Genomic DNA, 18,406 nt, shown 5'->3' with positions numbered 1-18,406 from the left:
AGCCTGTGGATCAGCGCAGGTTGCCGGCCACGAAGTCCCAGTTCACCAGCGCCCAGAACGACTCGACGTACTTCGGTCGCGCGTTGCGGTAGTCGATGTAATAGGCGTGCTCCCACACGTCAATGGTCAACAGCGGCTTGTCTTCACCGGTCAGCGGGGTGGCGGCGTTGGACGTGCTGGCCAGGGCCAGTGAACCGTCCGGACGCTGCACCAGCCAACCCCAGCCGGAACCGAAGGTACCGATGGCGGTCTTGGTGAATTCTTCCTTGAACTTGGCGAAGTCGCCGAAGGTCTTGTTGATCAGTTCGGCCAGCTTGCCGGTCGGCTCGCCGCCACCGTTGGGCTTCAGGCAGTTCCAGTAGAACGTGTGGTTCCACACCTGCGCGGCGTTGTTGAACATGCCGCCCTGCGACTTGCGCACGATCTCTTCCAGCGATGCGTCGGCGAACTCGGTGCCCTCGATCAGCTTGTTGAGGTTGTCCACATAGGTCTTGTGGTGCTTGCCATAGTGGAAGTCGATCGTCTCGCCGGAGATGTGCGGTTCCAGCGCGGTGCGGTCGTAGGGCAGGGGGGGAAGTTCGATGGCCATGGCTCGGTTCCTTACGCTAGGCGGGTAAAAAGGGGGTGCGGGCACCGTCGGAGCGATGCGAGGGCTTACACTATGCAATCCGCGGGCGAAGCCGGCGGAACGGACCGAAAGTGTACCCGACGATGGTTGCCAAACCGTCAAGGAAGGAGAAATCAGCATGCCGGTGATGGAACGCATCCAGGCCGAAGTGGATGGCCACCCGATCGTCCTTTTCATGAAGGGCACGCCGCAGTTCCCGATGTGCGGCTTCTCCAGCCGTGCGGTACACGCGTTGCGCGAAGCGGGCGCGGAGCATGTCTACACCATCAACGTGCTGGAAGAGCCCGAGATCCGCGCCAACCTGCCGCGCTTCTCCAACTGGCCGACGTTTCCCCAGCTTTTCATCAATGGCGAACTGATCGGCGGTTGCGACATCACGCTGGAGCTGCACGAGTCCGGCGAACTGCAGCGGATCGTGGCCGAGGCGCTGTCGCAGTGAGCCTGGTCGGGTTGCCCAAGCGTGCACCGCGTGCCCTGGACCAGCGTGTGGTGCTGGTCAGTGGCGCGCATGGCGGGCTGGGCAGTGCGGCGGCGGTCGCTTGTGCCGAAGCGGGCGCCACGGTGGTGTTGCTGGGCCGCAAGGTTCCGAAGTTGAACCGGATCTACGACGCCGTGTCGCAAGTGGGCGCGGAACCCCTGTTGTATCCACTCGACCTGGAAGGCGCGACGCCCGACGATTACGCCGAACTCGCCGACCGCCTGCACGCCGCGCTGGGTCGTCTGGACGGCGTGCTGCATTGCGCCGCCGAGTTCAAGGGGCTGACGCCGCTGGAACATACCGACCCCGCCGCGTTCGCGCGTGTCGTGCACGTCAACCTGACCGCGCCCTGGTGGCTGTCGCAGGCCTGCCTGCCCCTGCTGAAGCAGTCGGACGACGCGGCGCTGGTTTTCAGCGTCGACGATCTCGCACGGGTGGGCCAGGCGTACTGGGGCGCGTATGGCGTGGCCCAGCATGGGCTGACATCGCTCGTCGGCATGCTGCACGCCGAACTCGCCAGCAGCAGCGTGCGTGTCGCCGCACTGCAGCCGGGGCCGATGCGGACCGCATTGCGCTCTCGCGCCTATGCCGACGACAACGACGCACAGGCCCGGGACGCCGCCGATTACGCGGCGGCCTGTGTCACCCTGCTGTCATCTGCGGGCGCAGCGCACAGGGGGCAGATATGGAAGGTGCGGGCATGACCGTCCTGTCGGCGGCCCTGCTGCTGTTCCTGATCCTGGATCCGCTGGGCAACATTCCGGTGTTCCTCAGCGTGCTCAAGCCGTTGCCACCGCGTCGCCAGCGCATCGTGGTGGTACGCGAGTTGCTTATCGCGCTGGTCGTGCTGATGCTGTTCCTGTGGGGCGGCAAGTACGCGCTGGAAATGATGCACCTGCGCCAGGAATCGGTCGCCATCGCCGGCGGTATCGTCCTGTTCCTGATCGGCGTGCGGATGATCTTCCCCCGGCCCGAGGGCCTGATGGGCGAACTGCCCGGGGGCGAACCCTTCATCGTGCCGCTGGCCATCCCGCTGGTCGCCGGCCCGTCCGGCATGGCCGCCGTCATGCTGATGGGCAGCAACGACCCGTCCCGGCTCGGCGACTGGAGTCTGGCGCTCCTGCTGGCCTGGGGCGCCACCGCAGCGATCCTGTTCTCGGCGACAGTGCTCTACAAGTGGCTGGGAAGAAGTGTCTTGACCGCGATCGAGCGGCTAATGGGCATGCTTCTGGTCGCCATTTCCGTGCAAATGGTCCTGGATGGCATCGGCACCTACCTGAAGCTGACCCCGCCCAACATCTGACAGTTCAGGCGCTCCGGCCCGCTGAGGGCAGGGTCCGGCGGCGACCATCCGCCTTGGGGCTGCACGCTCATGCTGCAGTGCGGAACATTGTCATGCCGCGGTCACAAAATGGTCCTATCGTGTTAACCTGTTATTAACCTCCGCGAACGACGCGTGGGCCATGGGAACCCCTAGCACGCCCTTCAGAACCGACCCACCGGGTGGTTCCGCACGTCTCGTCAGCCAGCTTCGCCACATCACTCCCGTACCGAGGTTTATCCGATGAACCAATCCCGTCGTCTTCGCCTGTCCAAGCTCAGCCTTGGCCTCGTCGTCGCACTCGCCGCCGCGCCTGCCTTCGCGCAGAGCACCTCGGCCGGCGTGGGCGGCCTGGTCACCGACAATGGCGGCCAGCCCGTCGTCGGCGCCGAGGTGACCATCACCCACGTCGAATCCGGCACGGTCAGCCGCGCCACCACCGATGCCAGCGGTCGCTACAACGCGCGCGGCCTGCGCGTGGGCGGTCCTTACCAAGTGACGATCACCAAGTCGGGCTCGGGTACCAAGACCGAGGACAACGTCTTCCTCACGCTGAACCAGGTGAACACCGTCAACGCGGCGCTGACCGGCGACCTGACGACCCTGGAGACCGTGACGGCCGTGGGCTTCACCGGCGGCTCGGAAGTGTTCAGCGCCACCAAGATGGGTTCGGGCACCAGCGTCGACCGCGTCACCATCGAGAACCTGCCGTCGGTCAATGGCAACATCCAGGACTACATGCGCCTCGACCCGCGCGTGACCTTCAGCGACCGCGCTTCCGGCAGCATCACCGCCGGTGGCATGAACCCGCGTTTCAACAAGATCACCATCGACGGCGTGTCGGCCAGCGACACCTTCGGCTTGGAAGGCAATAACATGCCGACCCAGCGCCAGCCGGTCTCGATGGAAGCCATCGAAGCCATCGACGTCAATCTGTCGAACTACGACGTGACGATGTCCGGCGCTGCCGGTGCCAACGTCAACGCGGTGACCAAGTCGGGTACCAACGAATTCCATGGTTCGGTGTATGGCACGTACCGTGACGGCGACTGGTTCGGCGACTATCCGGGGCGCGTCGCCGGCAGCACGGCAGTCAACGTCACCGGCATGCCGTTCGACGAATACGACGACGAGTCGACCTGGGGTGTGACCCTTGGCGGCCCGATCATCAAGGACAAGCTGTTCTTCTTCGCCAATTATGAGAAGTTCAAGCAGACCAACATCGGACCGGCCGGCAAGAGCCAGGGCACCAACCCGCTGGCCACCGGCAATGCCGACTTCACTGCCGCAGACTTGGCCGAAGTGCAGCGCATCGCACTCGACGAGTGGGGTTTCGACGCCGGTGGCCTTACCGGCGGCGGCGACACCGAGTTGGAAGAGTATGCGCTGAAGCTGGACTGGAACATCAGCGACGCCCATCGCGCCAGCCTCCGTTACAGCAAGCTCGAGCAGAATCGCGTGCGCCCGGAAGCCTCGACGGCCAGCGTTCTGGCGCTGAGCTCGAACTGGTTCAACCATGCCAAGACCGTGGAGAGTTACGTCGGCCAGCTGTTCAGCGACTGGTCCGACACATTCTCGACCGAGCTCAAGGTGTCATATCGCGACTACTCGGCGATCCGCATCAGTCCGACCAACGCACCGACCATCCAGGTCTACTTCGACGACGGCGTTGCCCAGAATGGAAACGACAGCCCGATCGGCAGCAACAGCAATAGCTTCGCAGGCCTGGACGCCATCCGCCTGGGCACCGAGCGCAGCTCGCCCGGCAATGCCTTGATGACCGAGACGTGGAACTACTTCGGCTCGGGTACCTGGACTATCGGCGACCACGACATCAAGTTCGGCGCCGAGTACAGCGAGAGTGAGATCTACAACTTCTTCCTGCAGGACTCGTGGGGCAATTACAGCTTCTACGTCCCACGGCCTCTCGTTAACGGCGTGCGGGTGTCCGATTTCAGCAACCTGCTGCGCGGCCAGTACTTCGACTACGACCTGCAGACGAATCCGGCCAATCCGGACGCCATCGCCGCGCGCTACAAGAACAAGAGCCTCGGTTTCTTCGTCCAGGATACGTGGTACGTCACGCCGAACCTGACGCTGACCCTCGGCCTGCGTGCAGACAAGCCCAGTGCCAGCCCCAACCCGCCGTTCAACGAGTGCTTCGCCGCCGCCCCGGGCACGGTGAACGCTGCCTGCGGCACCGGCTACACCGGCGGCTTCGGCATTGCCAACAACAACACCTACAACGGCGACTACATCATCCAGCCGCGCTTCGGCTTCAACTACACCTTCGACAGCGAGCGCTCCATGCAGCTGCGTGGTGGCGTGGGTCTGTTCCAGGGTGACGCCCCGAATGTGTGGGTGGGCAACGCCTACAGCAGCACGGGCATGAACTACGTCTCGTACCAGAACCTCAGCGCCTGGCAGACCGTGCCCTTCAGTGCCGATGGCCTGAACCAGAACGTGCCGACCACGCCTGGTGCGGGCGTGCGTAACGTCAACGCCATCAGCGATGACTTCGAACTTCCGTCGGTATGGAAGGCCAATCTGGCGATCGACGTCGAGACGCCGTGGAATGGCATCGTCGCATCGGCCGAACTGTTGTTGACCGACGTCAAAAATGGCCTGTTCTACCGCAGCCTCAACGTCGGTCCCGGCTACCTCGGTCCGGACGGTCGCGTGCTGTACTGGAACCCGAACAGCCCGCGTCCGTTCGGTAACACCAGCTCGTGCCAGAACAATAGCAACCCCTGCAATGCGCCCAACACGACCATCACCAATGGTGCACGCTACAACCGCAACGCCTACTTCGGCGATGTCTTCCTGCTGGAGAACACCAACAAGGGCAAGGGTCAGCAGCTGACCGTCTCGTTGACCAAGCCGTTCTCGACCGAAAGCGACTGGTCCTGGAGCTTGGGTTACACCCGCACCAACGCCGAGGAAGTGTCGGCGCTGACCAGCTCCACCGCAGGTTCGGGCTACGGCTCGCAGCTGGGTGTCAACATCAACGAGCCGACCAGCTCGACCGCGCGTTACGAGATCAAGGATCGCTTCAGCGGCTCGTTGAACTGGACGCACAAGTTCTTCGGCGACTACGCCACCCAGGTGGGCCTGGTCTACGAAGGCCGCAGCGGCCGTCCGTTCAGCTACATCTTCTCGGGCGACGCGAACGGCGACAACCGCACGTTCAACGACCTGTTCTACGTGCCGAACGGCACGGGCAACGACGTCAAGTTCGGTACGCTTACCCCGACCGGCGGGTTTGTTGCCAACGCAGCGATGGAGCAGGCCTTCTGGACGTGGCTGGAACAGCAGGACGGCCTGAGCCGCTACAAGGGGACCTACGCGCCCGAGAACGGCTTCACCTCCGGCTGGGTCAACACGTTCGACATCCGCATCAGCCAGGAACTGCCTGGCTTCATGAAAGGCCACAAGTCCAAGATCTGGCTGGACATCCAGAATGTCGGCAACCTGATCAACAAGGACTGGGGCCACGTCCTCGACTACGGCTTCAATGCCAACAACGCCGTGGCGACGCTGCAGGGCATCCACAACGGCCAGTACGTGTACGGCTACCGCTCGGGCACGGAGTTCGGCCAGGCGACTGCGTACGGCATGCCGACCAACGCCGACGGCCAGACCAACGGCATCTCGCAGTGGTCGCTGCAGGTGGGTCTGAAGTACGAGTTCTGATTCGCAGCGACATCGCGGAACGCAACACGAACGGCCGGGGCAACCCGGCCGTTTTCTTTTGGGCGGGCTCCTCAGGCCCCGGGGACTGCGCTAAAGTCCCGCCTCTGACGAACGAAGACAGGAACAACCCATGAGTGAAACGGCATCGAGGGCGTTGCCGGTGCAGGACGCGCGGATCTACCCGCGCGGTGGCCTGGACGTGCTTTCCCGCGCCGAAGTGGCGCGCCTGCGTGACGCCTCCTCCGGCGGCATGCACGAACTGCTGCGCCGCTGCGCGCTGGCCGTGCTGACCAGCGGCAGCGCGTCAGACGATCCGCGCGCCGCGCGCGATCTGTATCCGGATTTCGACATCCAGGTACTGCAACAGGACCGCGGCGTCCGCATCGACCTGATCAACGCGCCTTCGATGGCCTTCGTTGACGGCGAAATCATCCGTGGCGTGGCCGAGCTGCTGTTCGCCGTCGTGCGCGACCTGGCGTATACCGCGATCGAACTGGGTCCGGAATATGCGGCCGATCTGGAATCTTCCGCCGGCATCACCAACGCGGTGTTCCGCCTGCTGCGCAACGCGCGGATCCTGAAGCCGAGCGATCCCAACCTGGTGGTCTGCTGGGGTGGCCATTCCATCTCGCGCGACGAGTACCTCTACACCAAGCAGGTCGGCTACGAGCTGGGCCTGCGCGGGCTGGACATCTGTACCGGCTGCGGCCCCGGTGCGATGAAGGGGCCGATGAAGGGCGCCACGATCGCGCACGCCAAGCAGCGCCGCGCCAAGACCCGCTACATCGGCGTGACCGAGCCGGGCATCATCGCCGCCGAATCGCCGAACCCGATCGTCAACCACCTGGTCATCATGCCGGACATCGAGAAGCGCCTGGAGGCGTTCGTCCGCATCGGCCACGGCATCATCGTGTTCCCGGGCGGCGTGGGTACAGCCGAAGAGATCCTGTACCTGCTCGGCATCCTGCTGCACCCAGACAACGCGCACCTGCCGTTCCCGCTGATCCTGACGGGCCCGACCATCGCCGCACCGTACTTCGAGCAGATCGACCGCTTCATCCGCCTGACGTTGGGCGATGAGGCCGCCGAACGCTACGAGATCATCATCGGCGACCCCGTGGCCGTCGCGAAGAAGATGATCGCGGGCGTCCGACGCGTGCGCGAGTACCGGATCGAGCACAAGGATTCGTTTTTCTTCAACTGGGCCATCCAGATTCCCGAGGACTACCAGCAGCCGTTCGTCCCATCGCATGAAGCGATGGCAGCGCTGCAACTACGGCCGGGACGCGCCGTGCACGACCTGGCCGCCGACCTGCGGCGCGCGTTTTCCGGCATCGTCGCGGGCAACGTCAAGGAAGACGGCATGCGCCGGATCGAGGAGTTCGGTCCGTTCGAGATCCACGGCGACGCGGCGATGATGCAGGCGCTGGACGCGTTGTTGCGCGCTTTCGTGGAGCAACGGCGCATGAAGATCGCGGGCGAGTACAAGCCCTGCTATCGCGTGGTGACCTGAGGCCTGGAACTATCAGCGGCTGATGCGTCGTACGGCATGCGGATGGTCGCCAGGTAGCGATCATCCGTTGTCTTGATGCTGACACCGCCCAGGCCCTGGGTCAGGGCATCGATGCGGGCACGCACCGAGCTGAGTCCTACCTGGTGGCCCGTCGCGACCCGCACGGAGTCGGAGGGCAGAGTGTTGGCCACCGATACCCGAAGCTCCGTTGGCCCCACTTCAACCCGGATGCTCACCTCTCCGCCGCCCGTGGAGGGCTCGATGCCGTGCCGGATGGCGTTTTCCGCTAGCGGCTGGATCGACAGGGTCGGAACCCTGACGTCGGGCAGGGTGCTGGGAAGTTCCCACGTCAGGCGCAGTCGATCACCCAGCCGTAGCTGCTCGATCTCCAGATAGCGACGCGCGAGCGACAGTTCCTCGGCAAGGGGAATGGTGTCCCGCGTCGAGAGCGCAGCCCGGAACAGGTCCGAAAGGTCCAGCAGCAACCGTTCGGCGGTGTCGGGCTTTGCGTGCAGCAGCGAGATGCCGGTGTTGAGGGTATTGAACAGGAAATGCGGCCGGATGCGGGCTTGCAGGGCCTGGAGCTTGGAGTGTTCGGCATTGACGGCGAGTTGCTTCGCTTTCCACTGCGCCTGGAAGGCGCCCAGGCCCAGCAGGCCCATGATCAGGGCTATCGAGGTGACGCGCAGGATGAAGCCGCGCCAGCCTTCTTGAGGCGGTGGCGCCAGATCCCGGAGTGTCAGCCAGGCTAGGAAGAGGACAAGCCAGGTTGCCAGCAACAATGCACCCAATCCGAGCTGTGCCACGACAGGCGGGCTCACATCGCGGAGCCAGCGACGGACGAGGTAGAGCATGCAAAGCGACGTAAGCGTGATCCATTGGATCGCCAAGGATGCGACGCCAAAATAAGTCAGCCGGTCGCCCTCCGTTCCCGGGGCGACGGTGAGCACCGCAGCCAGCGCTTCTCCCGCCAGGACCGTCCAGATCAGCGTCCTGGCCTGCCACAAGGTATCGAGAGGGCTGAGAGGCGCGTTACGGGAGGTCGGCATCGGGAGGTCGGCATCGTTGACGTCCCCATGATGCCCCGACCGACCGCCCCCCGGACAGCCTCCCTGCCTTTCAGTCCCCGGATCGCGCCGTTCGTTCGGGAAAGACTGGTGCGCGGTCCGGGGAGTGTTCTACCGTCTGGTCGTTCATAAGGGGGGGGTATGTCCGCATTCCGCAAAGCTCGCCAGGCGCCGGGAAGGCATCAGCGGTCTCGGGGGTTCACCCTGATCGAGCTGATGGTGACCATTGCCGTGGTCGCCATCATTGCTGCGATCGCCACGCCGGGCATGGTGACCCTGATCAATTCCAACCGTTTGGCCGGGACGACGGGGGAGATCTCGGCGGCAATCCAGCTTGCGCGTTCCGAAGCCATACGTCGCAACGCCCGCGTGACCGTCTGCAGCAGCACGAATGGCACCACTTGCAGCAATAGCGACAATTGGTCGCGATGGATCATCACCGGGCGGGACAATACGACCGGCGTGATCGACGTGATCCGTGACGAGACCCTGACCGGAACGATGCGCGTTGCCGGACCGGCGGCGGGTATCCAGTTCAGTCCTTCGGGTCTGCTCAATGCGGGGCAGCTCGTTACGGTGTGCATTCCGACCGACAAGCCCCAGGCCAACCTGCGTGCCATCAATGTGCTGGTCAGTGGCAGCCTGACGACGACGAAAGTGAATAATGGAGGTACGTGCTAGTGAAGGCAAAAACTCCGGCTCGCGAACGTGATGGGGCATTGCGGATCCCGTATCGAGCGCGCGGCGTCAGTCTCATCGAAGTGCTCGTCTCGGTGGTCGTGCTGAGCATCGGCCTGCTGGGCGTAGCTGCAATGCAGTCGGTCGCCCTGCGCGGCGGTCAAAGCTCATTGGAAAGCAGTCAGGCCGTCATGCAGACAACCGCCATCATCGAAGCCATGCGAGCCAACAGCGCCGCTGCGGCGGACTACAACATGGCAATGACGTGTGCGGTTCCGGGAGGAGGAACCCTCGCCCAGAACGACCGGAGGGCGTGGATCGCTTCCCTGAAAGCCACCCTCGGATCGGGTAATGCGGATACGACCACATGCGGTGCGATTGCCGGGTGTCCCGCCGCATGCGTGATAACCGTGCAATGGGATGACTCGCGTGCGCGGGGTGGGCAGACACGTTCCATCGTCACGGGAACCCGCATATGAGCCGGTTCTCTCGAAAGGGTCCCACTAGTTCGCCAAGAGGCGGTGCAGGCTTCAGTCTTATCGAGCTGATGGTCGCCCTGGTTCTGGGGTTGCTTGTGGCCGGCGCAGCGTTTGCCATCTTCCATGCGAATCAACTCAGCTACCGTTCCAACGAAGGTCTTAACCGCGTGCAGGAAAGCGCGCGCGTCGCATTCGAGTTGATGTCACGCGACATCCGTGCAGCCGGGGGGTCTGCCTGTTCCAATGTCGCCAGGCCTAACGTGGAGCATGCGAATTCGGCCGAAGAGGTTGCATTCCTCACCGCCCCCTTGAGTAGTGTGAGCCCGCAGACTGAGCTTACGACCGTGTCGGGCGACGATACGGCGTACCGGATCACCGCCTCGACGACCTCATCGCTCACGCTGGATGCCGCACAGATTGCTGACGCCACAACGGCCTTCAACGTGAACGACCAGCTCGTGCTGTGCAATGCAAATCAGTTGTATATCGTGCGCGCGACAAGCGTCACGCCCACGACAGTCGCCTTCACCCCGGCCACTACGGTGGCGCTCACCGCAGACCCGCTTGCACCCGCGGCTACGGTGATGCTGGCGCGTTACCGTAACACCCGCTGGTTTGCCGCCGACAACTCGCTTTTCGTGTCCCGCGCCGGCGGTGCCCGCGAGGAGGTCGCGCAGGGCGTGCAGAATCTGGCCGTGAGCTACCTGGAAACAGGCGGCAATACTTACAACCCGGTACCCGCCGACTGGGCGAACATTGTGGCCGTCCGGGTCAACATGACCTTGGTGGGGCAGGATGGTGAAGGTCGTGCCATCAGCCGCAACGTCTCAAACGTGGTCAGCCTGAGGAGCCGCACGCCATGAGGCAAGCGAACGACATCCAGAGATCGCCGCGATCAGGGCATCGCGAAGCCGGCGTATCGCTGGTGGTGGTGTTGATCCTGCTCGTGGCCATGTCCATCCTGGGCCTTGCAGTGATGCGCAGCTCGGGCATGCAGGAGCGGATGAGCGCCAACATGCGCGACCGCAGCCTGGCATTCCAGGCAGCGGAAACCGCGCTGCGCGTCGCGCAGGAAGACGTGCTCGGCAACCCGGCCATCGAGGATCTCCAGTATGGCCGGACACTCACCGAGCTCGGGATTACCTGTGCGGGAGACGGCATCTGCGATGCGACCGCAGTGCCCGCGCCTGCAGCCGTATGGTTGACCGCGCCGGATGGCCGCTCCACGTATCGCATCGAGTACCTCGGTACCGGCAATGGGGCGAAGTTGCCTGGCGTTTGCCAGACGACCCCAGCCACCTACGAGTGCGAGAGACCCATGTTCCGTATCACCGCGCGCGGCCGTAGCCCAGGCCTGTCCGAGGTGTTTCTGCAAGCCAACGTTGTGAGCCGGTAAGCCGGGAACTTCAATCATGAATCTTCGATCTGTGCAGAACCCACATGCCACCGCTCGCGCACGCGGCGTGGGGTTCCAATGGTGGTCCGCCCCTGTAGCGTTCCTGGCCACGCTGCTGGCTCTGCCAGTGAATGCAGGGATCACGCTGCCGGATGATCCGCTTACGACGACCAGCCGCGTCGCGCCCAACGTGCTCTTCATTCTGGACGACTCGGGGTCGATGGAAGAGACGAGCATGCCTTCCACGCCGCCGGCGACGACGGCGCCCAACGTGGCGAACCTGGCGTATACGCGCAACACGTTGTCGTACAACCCGGGCGTCTCCTATCAGGCATGGACGCAGGCGAGCGGTGACCGGATGACTGGCGGCGTCGCATACACGGGGGCGTATTCCGACCTGAGCCTTGCCAGCGGCAACATCAACTTGGCGAGCGCGACCAGAACGTTCTATGTGCCCAAGAATACGGCGAGTAGCGATGCAACCTATCTGGGGGCCGGCACCAATTATTACCGCTACCAGATAACGCCGGATGGCAGAATTTATCGGAGCGAGTGGTTGACCTCGGGCAGTTCCACGTCGCCAACGGTGAACGGGACCTTGGGAACGGCGGGGACCACGAACGCGGGCAATTACTCGAATATATGGAACGTGTTGATTCCGCCTTATGCGTACGGTCTGACCTTTGCCAGCAGCGGCGGTACGGTCAGCGGTACCAATCGGGGGGCGGATCTGTATATCCGGTCGGGCAACCAGACTGTGAATATCAACAACAACTACACCAGCCGGGGCCTGAACAACGGAAATGCTGAAAGCGTCGCGGGGGCCGTTTCCGACTCGGAGGTCACATGGTACGCACGCCTGTATGCCCAGACCAATTTCGGCGGGACGGTCACCGTCGGCTACACCTACAGCCTGTGCGCAACGGGGTCGATATCCGGCGCGGCATGGCGCAACTGCACCGAGGTGAGCTCGATTCCGAATACCGGCCGCTCAACGGTCGCCGCTGAGCTGACGAACTACGCCACGTGGTATTCGTATCATCGCACCCGCATGAAGGCGGCCAAGGCCGGCGCCGGCGACGCGTTCCGTGGACAGGGCAACAAGGTGCGCGTGGGTTTCCGCACCATCTGGGGGCGCAATACGTTCGATATCCCCGTTGGCGACGGAAACGATGGTCGCTTCGTCAACAACATGGACGACCCGAATACCGTTGCGAATGAGTCCACAACGTCGCGCAGTACGTGGTATTCGCGCCTCTATGGTGCCGAGGGCAGCGGCTATACGCCCTTGCGCACCGCGCTGCGAGATGCTGGTGCGTACTTCAGCCTGGACACCAACAGCGGCCCGTATGGCCCGCAGGCGCGGGTCAGCCAGTTCTCCTGCCGGCAGAATTTCACCATCCTGACAACCGATGGTTACTGGAACGACGATGGACAGGGTGGCAGGCCCTCGTTCGACGCGACCGGCACGGGCGATCAGGACGGCACGGCCGGCGCCACTATTACCGGTCCGAACGAACAGACCTTCACTTACACGCCGGGTGCGCCATTCCGGGACGGAGCAACCACGCATTCCAATACGCTCGCTGACGTTGCCATGAGGTATTGGAAGGGCGATTTGCGCAGTGACCTGATCAACAATGTTCCTGCGACGCCCGAGAATCCCGCCTTCTGGCAGCACATGGTCACGTTCGGGATCTCGATCGGCCTTTCGGGCACCAGCGGCCGTAGCTCGGTCGATGACGTGCCGGCGAATGCAACCTGGAACAATCCGCTGGATGGTGAGGACGGCGACCGCATCGATGACCTGTTGCATGCGGCAGTGAATGGTCGCGGAGCCTTCGTGTCAGCCTCGAATCCGAAGGAGTTTGCCGCGGGCCTGTCCCAGGCACTGGACGTCATTGCCAAGCGTACGAGCTCGTATTCGAACGTCGCGACCAACTCGACCTCGCTGAACACCGGCGCCCAAGTCTTCAGCGCAAGCTATACGTCAGGTACTTGGGTTGGCTCGGTTACGGCACGTTCCGTCACCCGTGCCGGTGTGTCCGACACCGTGGCCTGGACGGCGTCCATCCCCACGTGGAGCACGCGTCGGGTATTCACTTCAAATGGCACCTCGGGTTCCGCGTTCCCGACAAGCTCCCAGGTGGCCGCGCTGTTGCGTACGGGTGGCCCCGTCGATTACCCCGTTACCGGGACTGAGAACGCGAACTATCTGAAGGGTGATGCCAGCAAGGAAGAACGCAACGGTGGTTTGCTGCGGAACCGCGCCACCCTGCTTGGTGACGTTGTGGGCTCATCGCCGGCCTACGTGAAGGACACGAACACGGTGTATGTCGGTGCCAACGACGGCATGTTGCATGCCTTCGATGCTGCCAATGGCAACGAGCTTTTTGCCTATGTGCCCAGCATTCTCAACTTCAACCATCTGGCAACGTTGAGCCGGGGTGACTACACCCACAAGTTCTTCGTCGACGGCCCGGTTGCAGTGAGCAATCGCACGTTGACGCCCGGCCGGAATACGCTGGTCGGCACGCTGGGTCGCGGCGGCAAGGGACTTTATGCCTTGAACGTGAGTGCTCCCGCCTCCTTCGGTGGTACCGATTTCAAATGGGAGCTTGCAGACACGCCGGCGGGCAATATGGGCCTTGTGCTTGGTGCGCCCGTCCTCGCGCAGGTGCGCAACGGGGCATCGAGTCCGGCAGTGGTCATTGGCAATGGCGTGAACAGCACCACGGAGCGTGCCGTTCTGATCGTCCTCAATCTGGATACCGGCGCCGTGATCCGCGAGATCGATACGGGCGTTGGCAGCACCTTGGCGCCCAATGGCCTGTCCGCGCCGACCGGCGTGTATGCCGCAGACGGCAAGACGCTCGCCTATGTCTACGCGGGTGACATGCAGGGCAATGTGTGGAAGTTCGACCTGCGCAGTACGTCGCCTGCGGCGTGGTCGGCTACCCGGTTGTTCACTGCGGCAAAGCCCGGCGTTACGCAGCCGATTACCAGCGGCATCACGCTGGCGACAGATCCGGCCACCAACGCGCGCTGGGTATTCTTTGGCACAGGCCGCTTCATGACGACGAGCGATGCCGACGACAAATCCACCTTCAGCCAGAGTATCTACGGCGTCAAGGACGAGGACGTCGCATACGCGCGGGCAGACTTGACCGCGAGAACGATCACGGTCACCGATGCGACATCCAGCGGGTATCCTGTACGCGCGTTCCAGACGAAGGAGGCGCTGCCTCTCGCATCCAAGGGTTGGTATGTCGATCTGCCGGCCGCGGGCGAACGGATCGTGCAGGATGCGCAGATTGTCTCGAACTTTCTGGTGACGGCGAGCATGATCCCGGAAGGTAACGCCTGTGAATCTTCGGGTACCGGATACATCAATGCCTTGGATGCGTTCACGGGCACGAGTGGAGGAACGTCGTTCTTCAATCTCGACAACGGCACCACGACCGACGACACAGCGGTAGGAGGTCTGCCCGTGGGCTCGGTGAACCTTGGGGTCGGCATGCCTACGCGGCCGGTACTGCTGCCGGGGCAGATCGTGCTTGGAGGGTCGGGTGACGGTAGTGCGGCTGGTCTCGGCGGAAGCCCGACTTTCGGCATGCGCTGGCAGCGTGTCTCGTGGCGCGAAGTCCGGCAGGATTAAACAACGTGATGTTCAACAAGGAACAGGATGCTATGCGCTACTCACGTGTGTCGGGCTTCTCGCTTATCGAGATCATGATCGTGGTGGCGATCCTCGCCATCATCGCCTCGATCGCGCTGCCCAGCTACAACGAGCACATCCGCAGGACCCGGCGTGCTGCCGGCGCCGCCTGCCTGTTGCAGGCGTCGCAGCAGATGGAGCGCTTCTACACCGTGAATCTGGCTTACAACGCACCCGGATCTCCGGCGGCGTTCACCTGTGACTCCGATACGACTCCGTTCTACACCATCACGCCAGGGGCAGTCGCGGCGAAAACGTACACCCTCAATGCCACTCCCATCGGGGCGCAGGCGGGCGATAGTTGCGGCACATTGTCGATCACCGCAGCAGGGGTCCGGTCTCCCACAACGGCGGGTTGCTGGTAAGCAACATGTTGCACGTGTGGGCGCAGGTCAACGCGCGATAGTGGTATCAACGCGAGCGCCTTACTGACGCTCCAAAAGCAGAAGGCCGCGATTACTCGCGGCCTTCTGCTTTTTTGATGCTGGCGCCCGAAGTTGGACTCGAACCAACGACCCCCTGATTAACAGTCAAGTGCTCTAACCGGCTGAGCTATTCGGGCGGGGCGCGTATTGTAGCCAGCCTTTCAGGTGGGGACAAGCCTCCAGGCTGCCCTTCGGGAGCCTCGACGTGATCAGCAGGGCGTCGTCATGTCGCCGCGGACCGTGCGGGGGCGGCCCGTGCTGTTCACGATGACGCTGCCCGCCACGCGACCATCGTGGCAGATGCGGATGGTGAGGTTGGTGCCATAGCTGAATCCGGAAGACTGGTAACGTAAAAATCGACGTCCCGACGTAGAAAGGATCTTCAGGTCACGCTGCGCGGGTGCAGGATCATTCCTGTAGATATCGAGCTCCTCATCAGGTTGCCGATTGCCATCCGGATCGCGAAAGGCAAGCCAGTGGCTGCTCCAGTCGCTGCCCTGGCTGCACAGGCCGTCGCCCAGGCTCGGACACACGACTACCGGCACGCCCTGGGTGATGGCGGTTATCCGTGCGGATGCGAAGTGGGAGGTGAGCAGGTTCATGGTGGCACTGGCCTGCTGTCGGACCATGAGCCGCTGGAACGACGGCAAGCCGATGGCGACCAGCATGGTCAGGACGGCGAGACAGACCGACAGCTCGACCAGGGTGAATCCTGTCCTGCCGGTTCTCTTGCCCGTGTGGGCCCCGTTTCCGGGAGATGAGGGCATCCATGCCATCAAAGACTCCTTGTCCGAATTGACGGCTACCACAGTCATCCGCCGGGCGGGGACGCGCCATCAGGGCAGTCCCTGTCCGCGTGTAGGAAATGGCTGCAGGGGCTGTCACGCCTGCGCGGCTATACTCAATGGTTGGCTCCCGGGCGGCGTGCGATGACTGATCGTTTCCAGCTTGTTTCCCCGTATTCCCCTGCCGGTGACCAGCCGCAGGCCATCGAGAGGCTCGTGCAGAATTTCGAGGCGGGATTGGCGAAGCAGACCCTGCTGGGCGTGACGGGTTCAGGCAAGACGTACACCATCGCCAACGTGGTCCAGCAGGTGCAGAAGCCGACACTGGTGATGGCGCCCAACAAGACCCTGGCCGCGCAGCTGTATGGCGAGTTCAAGGCGTTTTTCCCGCACAACGCGGTGGAGTACTTCGTCAGCTATTACGACTACTACCAGCCGGAAGCCTATGTCCCGGCCAGCGACACCTTCATCGAGAAGGACAGCTCGATCAACGAGCACATCGAACAGATGCGGCTGGCAGCGACCAAGACGCTGCTTTCGCGACCGGACGCGCTGGTGGTGGCGACCGTGTCCGCGATCTACGGCCTGGGTGCGCCGGAGGACTACCTGTCGTTGCGGCTGATCCTGTCGCTGGGCGAACGCATCGACCAGCGCGAGCTGATCCGTCACCTGACCCAGCTGCAGTACACCCGCAACGAGTACGAACTGCAGCGCGGCACGTTCCGCGTACGCGGCGAGGTGATCGATGTGCATCCGGCGGAAAGCGACATGGAAGCACTGCGCATCGAACTGTTCGATGGCGAGGTCGAAGGGCTGACCCTGTTCGATCCGCTCACCGGCGAATCCATGCGCAAACTGCAGCGCTACACCGTGTATCCGAAAACCCACTATGCGACCACGCGCGAACGCGTGCTGGCGGCCGTCGATACCATCAAGGTCGAGTTGAAGGACCGCCTGGAGCAGCTCTACGCGCAGAACAAGCTGGTCGAAGCCCAGCGGCTCGCCCAGCGTACGCAGTTCGACGTGGAGATGATGGCGGAGGTCGGTTTCTGTTCGGGCATCGAGAACTACTCGCGCCACCTGACCGGCAAGGCGCCGGGCGAGCCGCCGCCCACGCTGTTCGACTACCTGCCGGCCGACGCGCTGCTGGTGATCGACGAATCGCACGTGACCATCCCGCAGATCGGCGCCATGTACAAGGGCGATCGTTCACGCAAGGAAACGCTGGTGGAGTTCGGGTTCCGCCTGCCGTCGGCGCTGGACAACCGGCCACTGCGTTTCGAGGAGTGGGAAGCGCGTTCGCCACGCAGCATCTATGTCTCCGCGACACCCGGGCCTTACGAGCTGCGGGAGTCCAACGGCGAGATCGTCGAACTGGTGGTGCGCCCGACCGGCCTGATCGATCCGGAGGTGGAGATCCGCCCGGTCGGCACGCAGGTGGACGATCTGCTGTCCCAGATCAATGAACGCGTGTCGTGGGGCGACCGCGTGCTGGTGACCACGCTGACCAAGCGCATGGCCGAAAACCTGACCGAATACCTGGGCGACCACGGCATCAAGGTGCGCTACCTGCATTCGGACGTGGACACGGTGGAGCGCGTGGAGATCATCCGCGACCTGCGCCTGGGCAAGTTCGATGTGCTGGTCGGCATCAACCTGCTGCGCGAAGGCCTGGACATGCCGGAGGTGTCGCTGGTCGCGATCCTGGACGCGGACAAGGAGGGCTTCCTGCGTTCCACCGGTTCGCTGATCCAGACCATCGGCCGGGCCGCCCGCAACCTGCGCGGCAAGGCGATCCTGTACGCGGACCGCATGACCCGGTCCATGCAGGCCGCCATCGACGAAACCGGTCGGCGGCGCGAGAAACAGGTGGAATACAACCTTGAACACGGCATCACGCCCAAGTCGGTGGCGCGGCCGATCGTGGACATCCTGGAAGGGGCGCGCAGCGAGGGGGCCGAGACCAAGGGCGGCCGGGGCAAGGCACGCCGGGTGGCGGAGGAGCCTGCCGACTACGGCCCCCTGGATCCGGCACAGGCGCTGGCCAAGATCAAGGCGCTGGAGCAGCAGATGTACCAGCACGCCCGCGACCTGGAGTTCGAGGATGCCGCGCGCCTGCGCGACAAGATCCGGCGCCTGAAGGAGGCCAGCCTCGGCGCCTGAGCCGTCCGTGCACGGCCTGGTTGTCGGCGACCCCGCTTCCGGGCTAGAATTCGCGCCCCTGC

15 protein-coding genes and 1 tRNA gene are annotated in these 18,406 nt (G+C 63.6%); 12 read left to right on the top strand and 4 right to left on the bottom strand.

What is annotated here, in order from left to right; translation table 11 throughout:
- Nucleotides 1–10: 10 nt before the first annotated feature.
- The gene (locus tag AC3DET_RS03975) at nucleotides 11–589 is read right to left on the bottom strand and encodes a superoxide dismutase (RefSeq protein ID WP_093300497.1); all 579 of its coding nucleotides are present in this window, start codon (nucleotides 587–589) and stop codon (nucleotides 11–13) included.
- 157 nt (nucleotides 590–746) lie between these two features.
- On the opposite strand from AC3DET_RS03975, the gene grxD reads away from it, so the two are divergent.
- The 5 genes from grxD to ppnN all read left to right on the top strand — a co-directional run bounded on the left by grxD (nucleotide 747) and on the right by ppnN (nucleotide 7,633).
- The gene (gene grxD, locus AC3DET_RS03970) at nucleotides 747–1,067 is read left to right on the top strand and encodes a Grx4 family monothiol glutaredoxin (RefSeq protein ID WP_142123702.1); all 321 of its coding nucleotides are present in this window, start codon (nucleotides 747–749) and stop codon (nucleotides 1,065–1,067) included.
- Nucleotides 1,064–1,810, top strand: coding sequence for an SDR family NAD(P)-dependent oxidoreductase (locus tag AC3DET_RS03965; RefSeq protein WP_337730373.1), 747 nt, complete (start codon nucleotides 1,064–1,066; stop codon nucleotides 1,808–1,810). The genes grxD and AC3DET_RS03965 overlap by 4 nt, the downstream gene beginning before the upstream one ends.
- Nucleotides 1,807–2,409: a YhgN family NAAT transporter gene (locus AC3DET_RS03960; RefSeq protein ID WP_142123704.1), complete on the top strand. Its 603-nt coding sequence runs from the start codon at nucleotides 1,807–1,809 to the stop codon at nucleotides 2,407–2,409. The genes AC3DET_RS03965 and AC3DET_RS03960 overlap by 4 nt, the downstream gene beginning before the upstream one ends.
- A 261-nt stretch (nucleotides 2,410–2,670) precedes the next feature.
- The gene (locus tag AC3DET_RS03955) at nucleotides 2,671–6,120 is read left to right on the top strand and encodes a TonB-dependent receptor (protein ID WP_488390773.1); all 3,450 of its coding nucleotides are present in this window, start codon (nucleotides 2,671–2,673) and stop codon (nucleotides 6,118–6,120) included.
- A gap of 130 nt (nucleotides 6,121–6,250) precedes the next feature.
- Nucleotides 6,251–7,633: a nucleotide 5'-monophosphate nucleosidase PpnN gene (gene ppnN, locus AC3DET_RS03950; protein ID WP_488390772.1), complete on the top strand. Its 1,383-nt coding sequence runs from the start codon at nucleotides 6,251–6,253 to the stop codon at nucleotides 7,631–7,633.
- On the opposite strand, the gene AC3DET_RS03945 is transcribed toward ppnN, so the two are convergent.
- A complete protein-coding gene (locus AC3DET_RS03945; RefSeq protein ID WP_488390771.1) occupies nucleotides 7,615–8,682 on the bottom strand; it encodes a sensor histidine kinase in 1,068 nt (355 codons plus the stop codon). The two genes, ppnN and AC3DET_RS03945, sit on opposite strands and share 19 nt — an antisense overlap.
- Nucleotides 8,683–8,841: 159 nt before the next feature.
- On the opposite strand from AC3DET_RS03945, the gene AC3DET_RS03940 reads away from it, so the two are divergent.
- From AC3DET_RS03940 to AC3DET_RS03915, 6 genes are read left to right on the top strand one after another with little or no spacing between them, the layout of a single operon-like run.
- Nucleotides 8,842–9,381 (top strand): GspH/FimT family pseudopilin, encoded by a 540-nt coding sequence (locus tag AC3DET_RS03940; RefSeq protein ID WP_488390770.1) that lies wholly within the window; start codon nucleotides 8,842–8,844, stop codon nucleotides 9,379–9,381.
- Entirely contained in the window at nucleotides 9,381–9,857 is a 477-nt protein-coding gene (gene pilV / locus AC3DET_RS03935) for a type IV pilus modification protein PilV (RefSeq protein ID WP_488390769.1), read from the top strand. The genes AC3DET_RS03940 and pilV overlap by 1 nt, the downstream gene beginning before the upstream one ends.
- Nucleotides 9,854–10,720, top strand: a complete 867-nt coding sequence (locus tag AC3DET_RS03930) for a PilW family protein (RefSeq protein WP_488390768.1) — start codon at nucleotides 9,854–9,856, stop codon at nucleotides 10,718–10,720. Before pilV ends, AC3DET_RS03930 begins: the two co-directional genes overlap by 4 nt.
- The gene (locus AC3DET_RS03925; protein WP_488390767.1) at nucleotides 10,717–11,253 is read left to right on the top strand and encodes a pilus assembly PilX family protein; all 537 of its coding nucleotides are present in this window, start codon (nucleotides 10,717–10,719) and stop codon (nucleotides 11,251–11,253) included. Before AC3DET_RS03930 ends, AC3DET_RS03925 begins: the two co-directional genes overlap by 4 nt.
- Nucleotides 11,254–11,269: 16 nt before the next feature.
- The gene (locus AC3DET_RS03920) at nucleotides 11,270–14,911 is read left to right on the top strand and encodes a pilus assembly protein (RefSeq protein ID WP_488390766.1); all 3,642 of its coding nucleotides are present in this window, start codon (nucleotides 11,270–11,272) and stop codon (nucleotides 14,909–14,911) included.
- An 8-nt stretch (nucleotides 14,912–14,919) separates the two neighbouring features.
- Complete coding sequence (locus tag AC3DET_RS03915; RefSeq protein WP_337730878.1) at nucleotides 14,920–15,336, top strand: type IV pilin protein; 417 nt, start codon at nucleotides 14,920–14,922, stop codon at nucleotides 15,334–15,336.
- A 120-nt stretch (nucleotides 15,337–15,456) separates the two neighbouring features.
- Here AC3DET_RS03915 and AC3DET_RS03910 read toward each other — a convergent pair.
- Nucleotides 15,457–15,533 (bottom strand) — tRNA-Asn (locus AC3DET_RS03910).
- A 72-nt stretch (nucleotides 15,534–15,605) separates the two neighbouring features.
- The gene (locus AC3DET_RS03905; protein WP_337730364.1) at nucleotides 15,606–16,172 is read right to left on the bottom strand and encodes a GspH/FimT family pseudopilin; all 567 of its coding nucleotides are present in this window, start codon (nucleotides 16,170–16,172) and stop codon (nucleotides 15,606–15,608) included.
- A 153-nt stretch (nucleotides 16,173–16,325) separates the two neighbouring features.
- On the opposite strand from AC3DET_RS03905, the gene uvrB reads away from it, so the two are divergent.
- Nucleotides 16,326–18,344, top strand: a complete 2,019-nt coding sequence (gene uvrB / locus AC3DET_RS03900) for an excinuclease ABC subunit UvrB (RefSeq protein WP_337730363.1) — start codon at nucleotides 16,326–16,328, stop codon at nucleotides 18,342–18,344.
- Nucleotides 18,345–18,406 lie beyond the last annotated feature (62 nt).

The sequence above is a fragment of the Pseudoxanthomonas sp. 97-1-1 genome (assembly GCF_057773125.1).
The sequence above is the reverse complement of the archived record's forward strand: the minus strand, read 5'-3'. Positions and strand labels throughout refer to the sequence as shown.

Excerpts from the sequence above, each read along its gene's own strand:
- AC3DET_RS03975 (WP_093300497.1), bottom strand. The coding sequence starts at position 589 with ATGGCCATCGAACTTCCCCCCCTGCCCTACGACCGCACCGCGCTGGAA.
- grxD (WP_142123702.1), top strand. The coding sequence starts at position 747 with ATGCCGGTGATGGAACGCATCCAGGCCGAAGTGGATGGCCACCCGATC.
- AC3DET_RS03960 (WP_142123704.1), top strand. The coding sequence starts at position 1,807 with ATGACCGTCCTGTCGGCGGCCCTGCTGCTGTTCCTGATCCTGGATCCG.
- AC3DET_RS03955 (WP_488390773.1), top strand. The coding sequence starts at position 2,671 with ATGAACCAATCCCGTCGTCTTCGCCTGTCCAAGCTCAGCCTTGGCCTC.
- ppnN (WP_488390772.1), top strand. The coding sequence starts at position 6,251 with ATGAGTGAAACGGCATCGAGGGCGTTGCCGGTGCAGGACGCGCGGATC.
- AC3DET_RS03945 (WP_488390771.1), bottom strand. The coding sequence starts at position 8,682 with ATGCCGACCTCCCGTAACGCGCCTCTCAGCCCTCTCGATACCTTGTGG.
- AC3DET_RS03940 (WP_488390770.1), top strand. The coding sequence starts at position 8,842 with ATGTCCGCATTCCGCAAAGCTCGCCAGGCGCCGGGAAGGCATCAGCGG.
- AC3DET_RS03930 (WP_488390768.1), top strand. The coding sequence starts at position 9,854 with ATGAGCCGGTTCTCTCGAAAGGGTCCCACTAGTTCGCCAAGAGGCGGT.
- AC3DET_RS03925 (WP_488390767.1), top strand. The coding sequence starts at position 10,717 with ATGAGGCAAGCGAACGACATCCAGAGATCGCCGCGATCAGGGCATCGC.
- AC3DET_RS03920 (WP_488390766.1), top strand. The coding sequence starts at position 11,270 with ATGAATCTTCGATCTGTGCAGAACCCACATGCCACCGCTCGCGCACGC.
- AC3DET_RS03915 (WP_337730878.1), top strand. The coding sequence starts at position 14,920 with ATGTTCAACAAGGAACAGGATGCTATGCGCTACTCACGTGTGTCGGGC.
- AC3DET_RS03905 (WP_337730364.1), bottom strand. The coding sequence starts at position 16,172 with ATGGCATGGATGCCCTCATCTCCCGGAAACGGGGCCCACACGGGCAAG.
- uvrB (WP_337730363.1), top strand. The coding sequence starts at position 16,326 with ATGACTGATCGTTTCCAGCTTGTTTCCCCGTATTCCCCTGCCGGTGAC.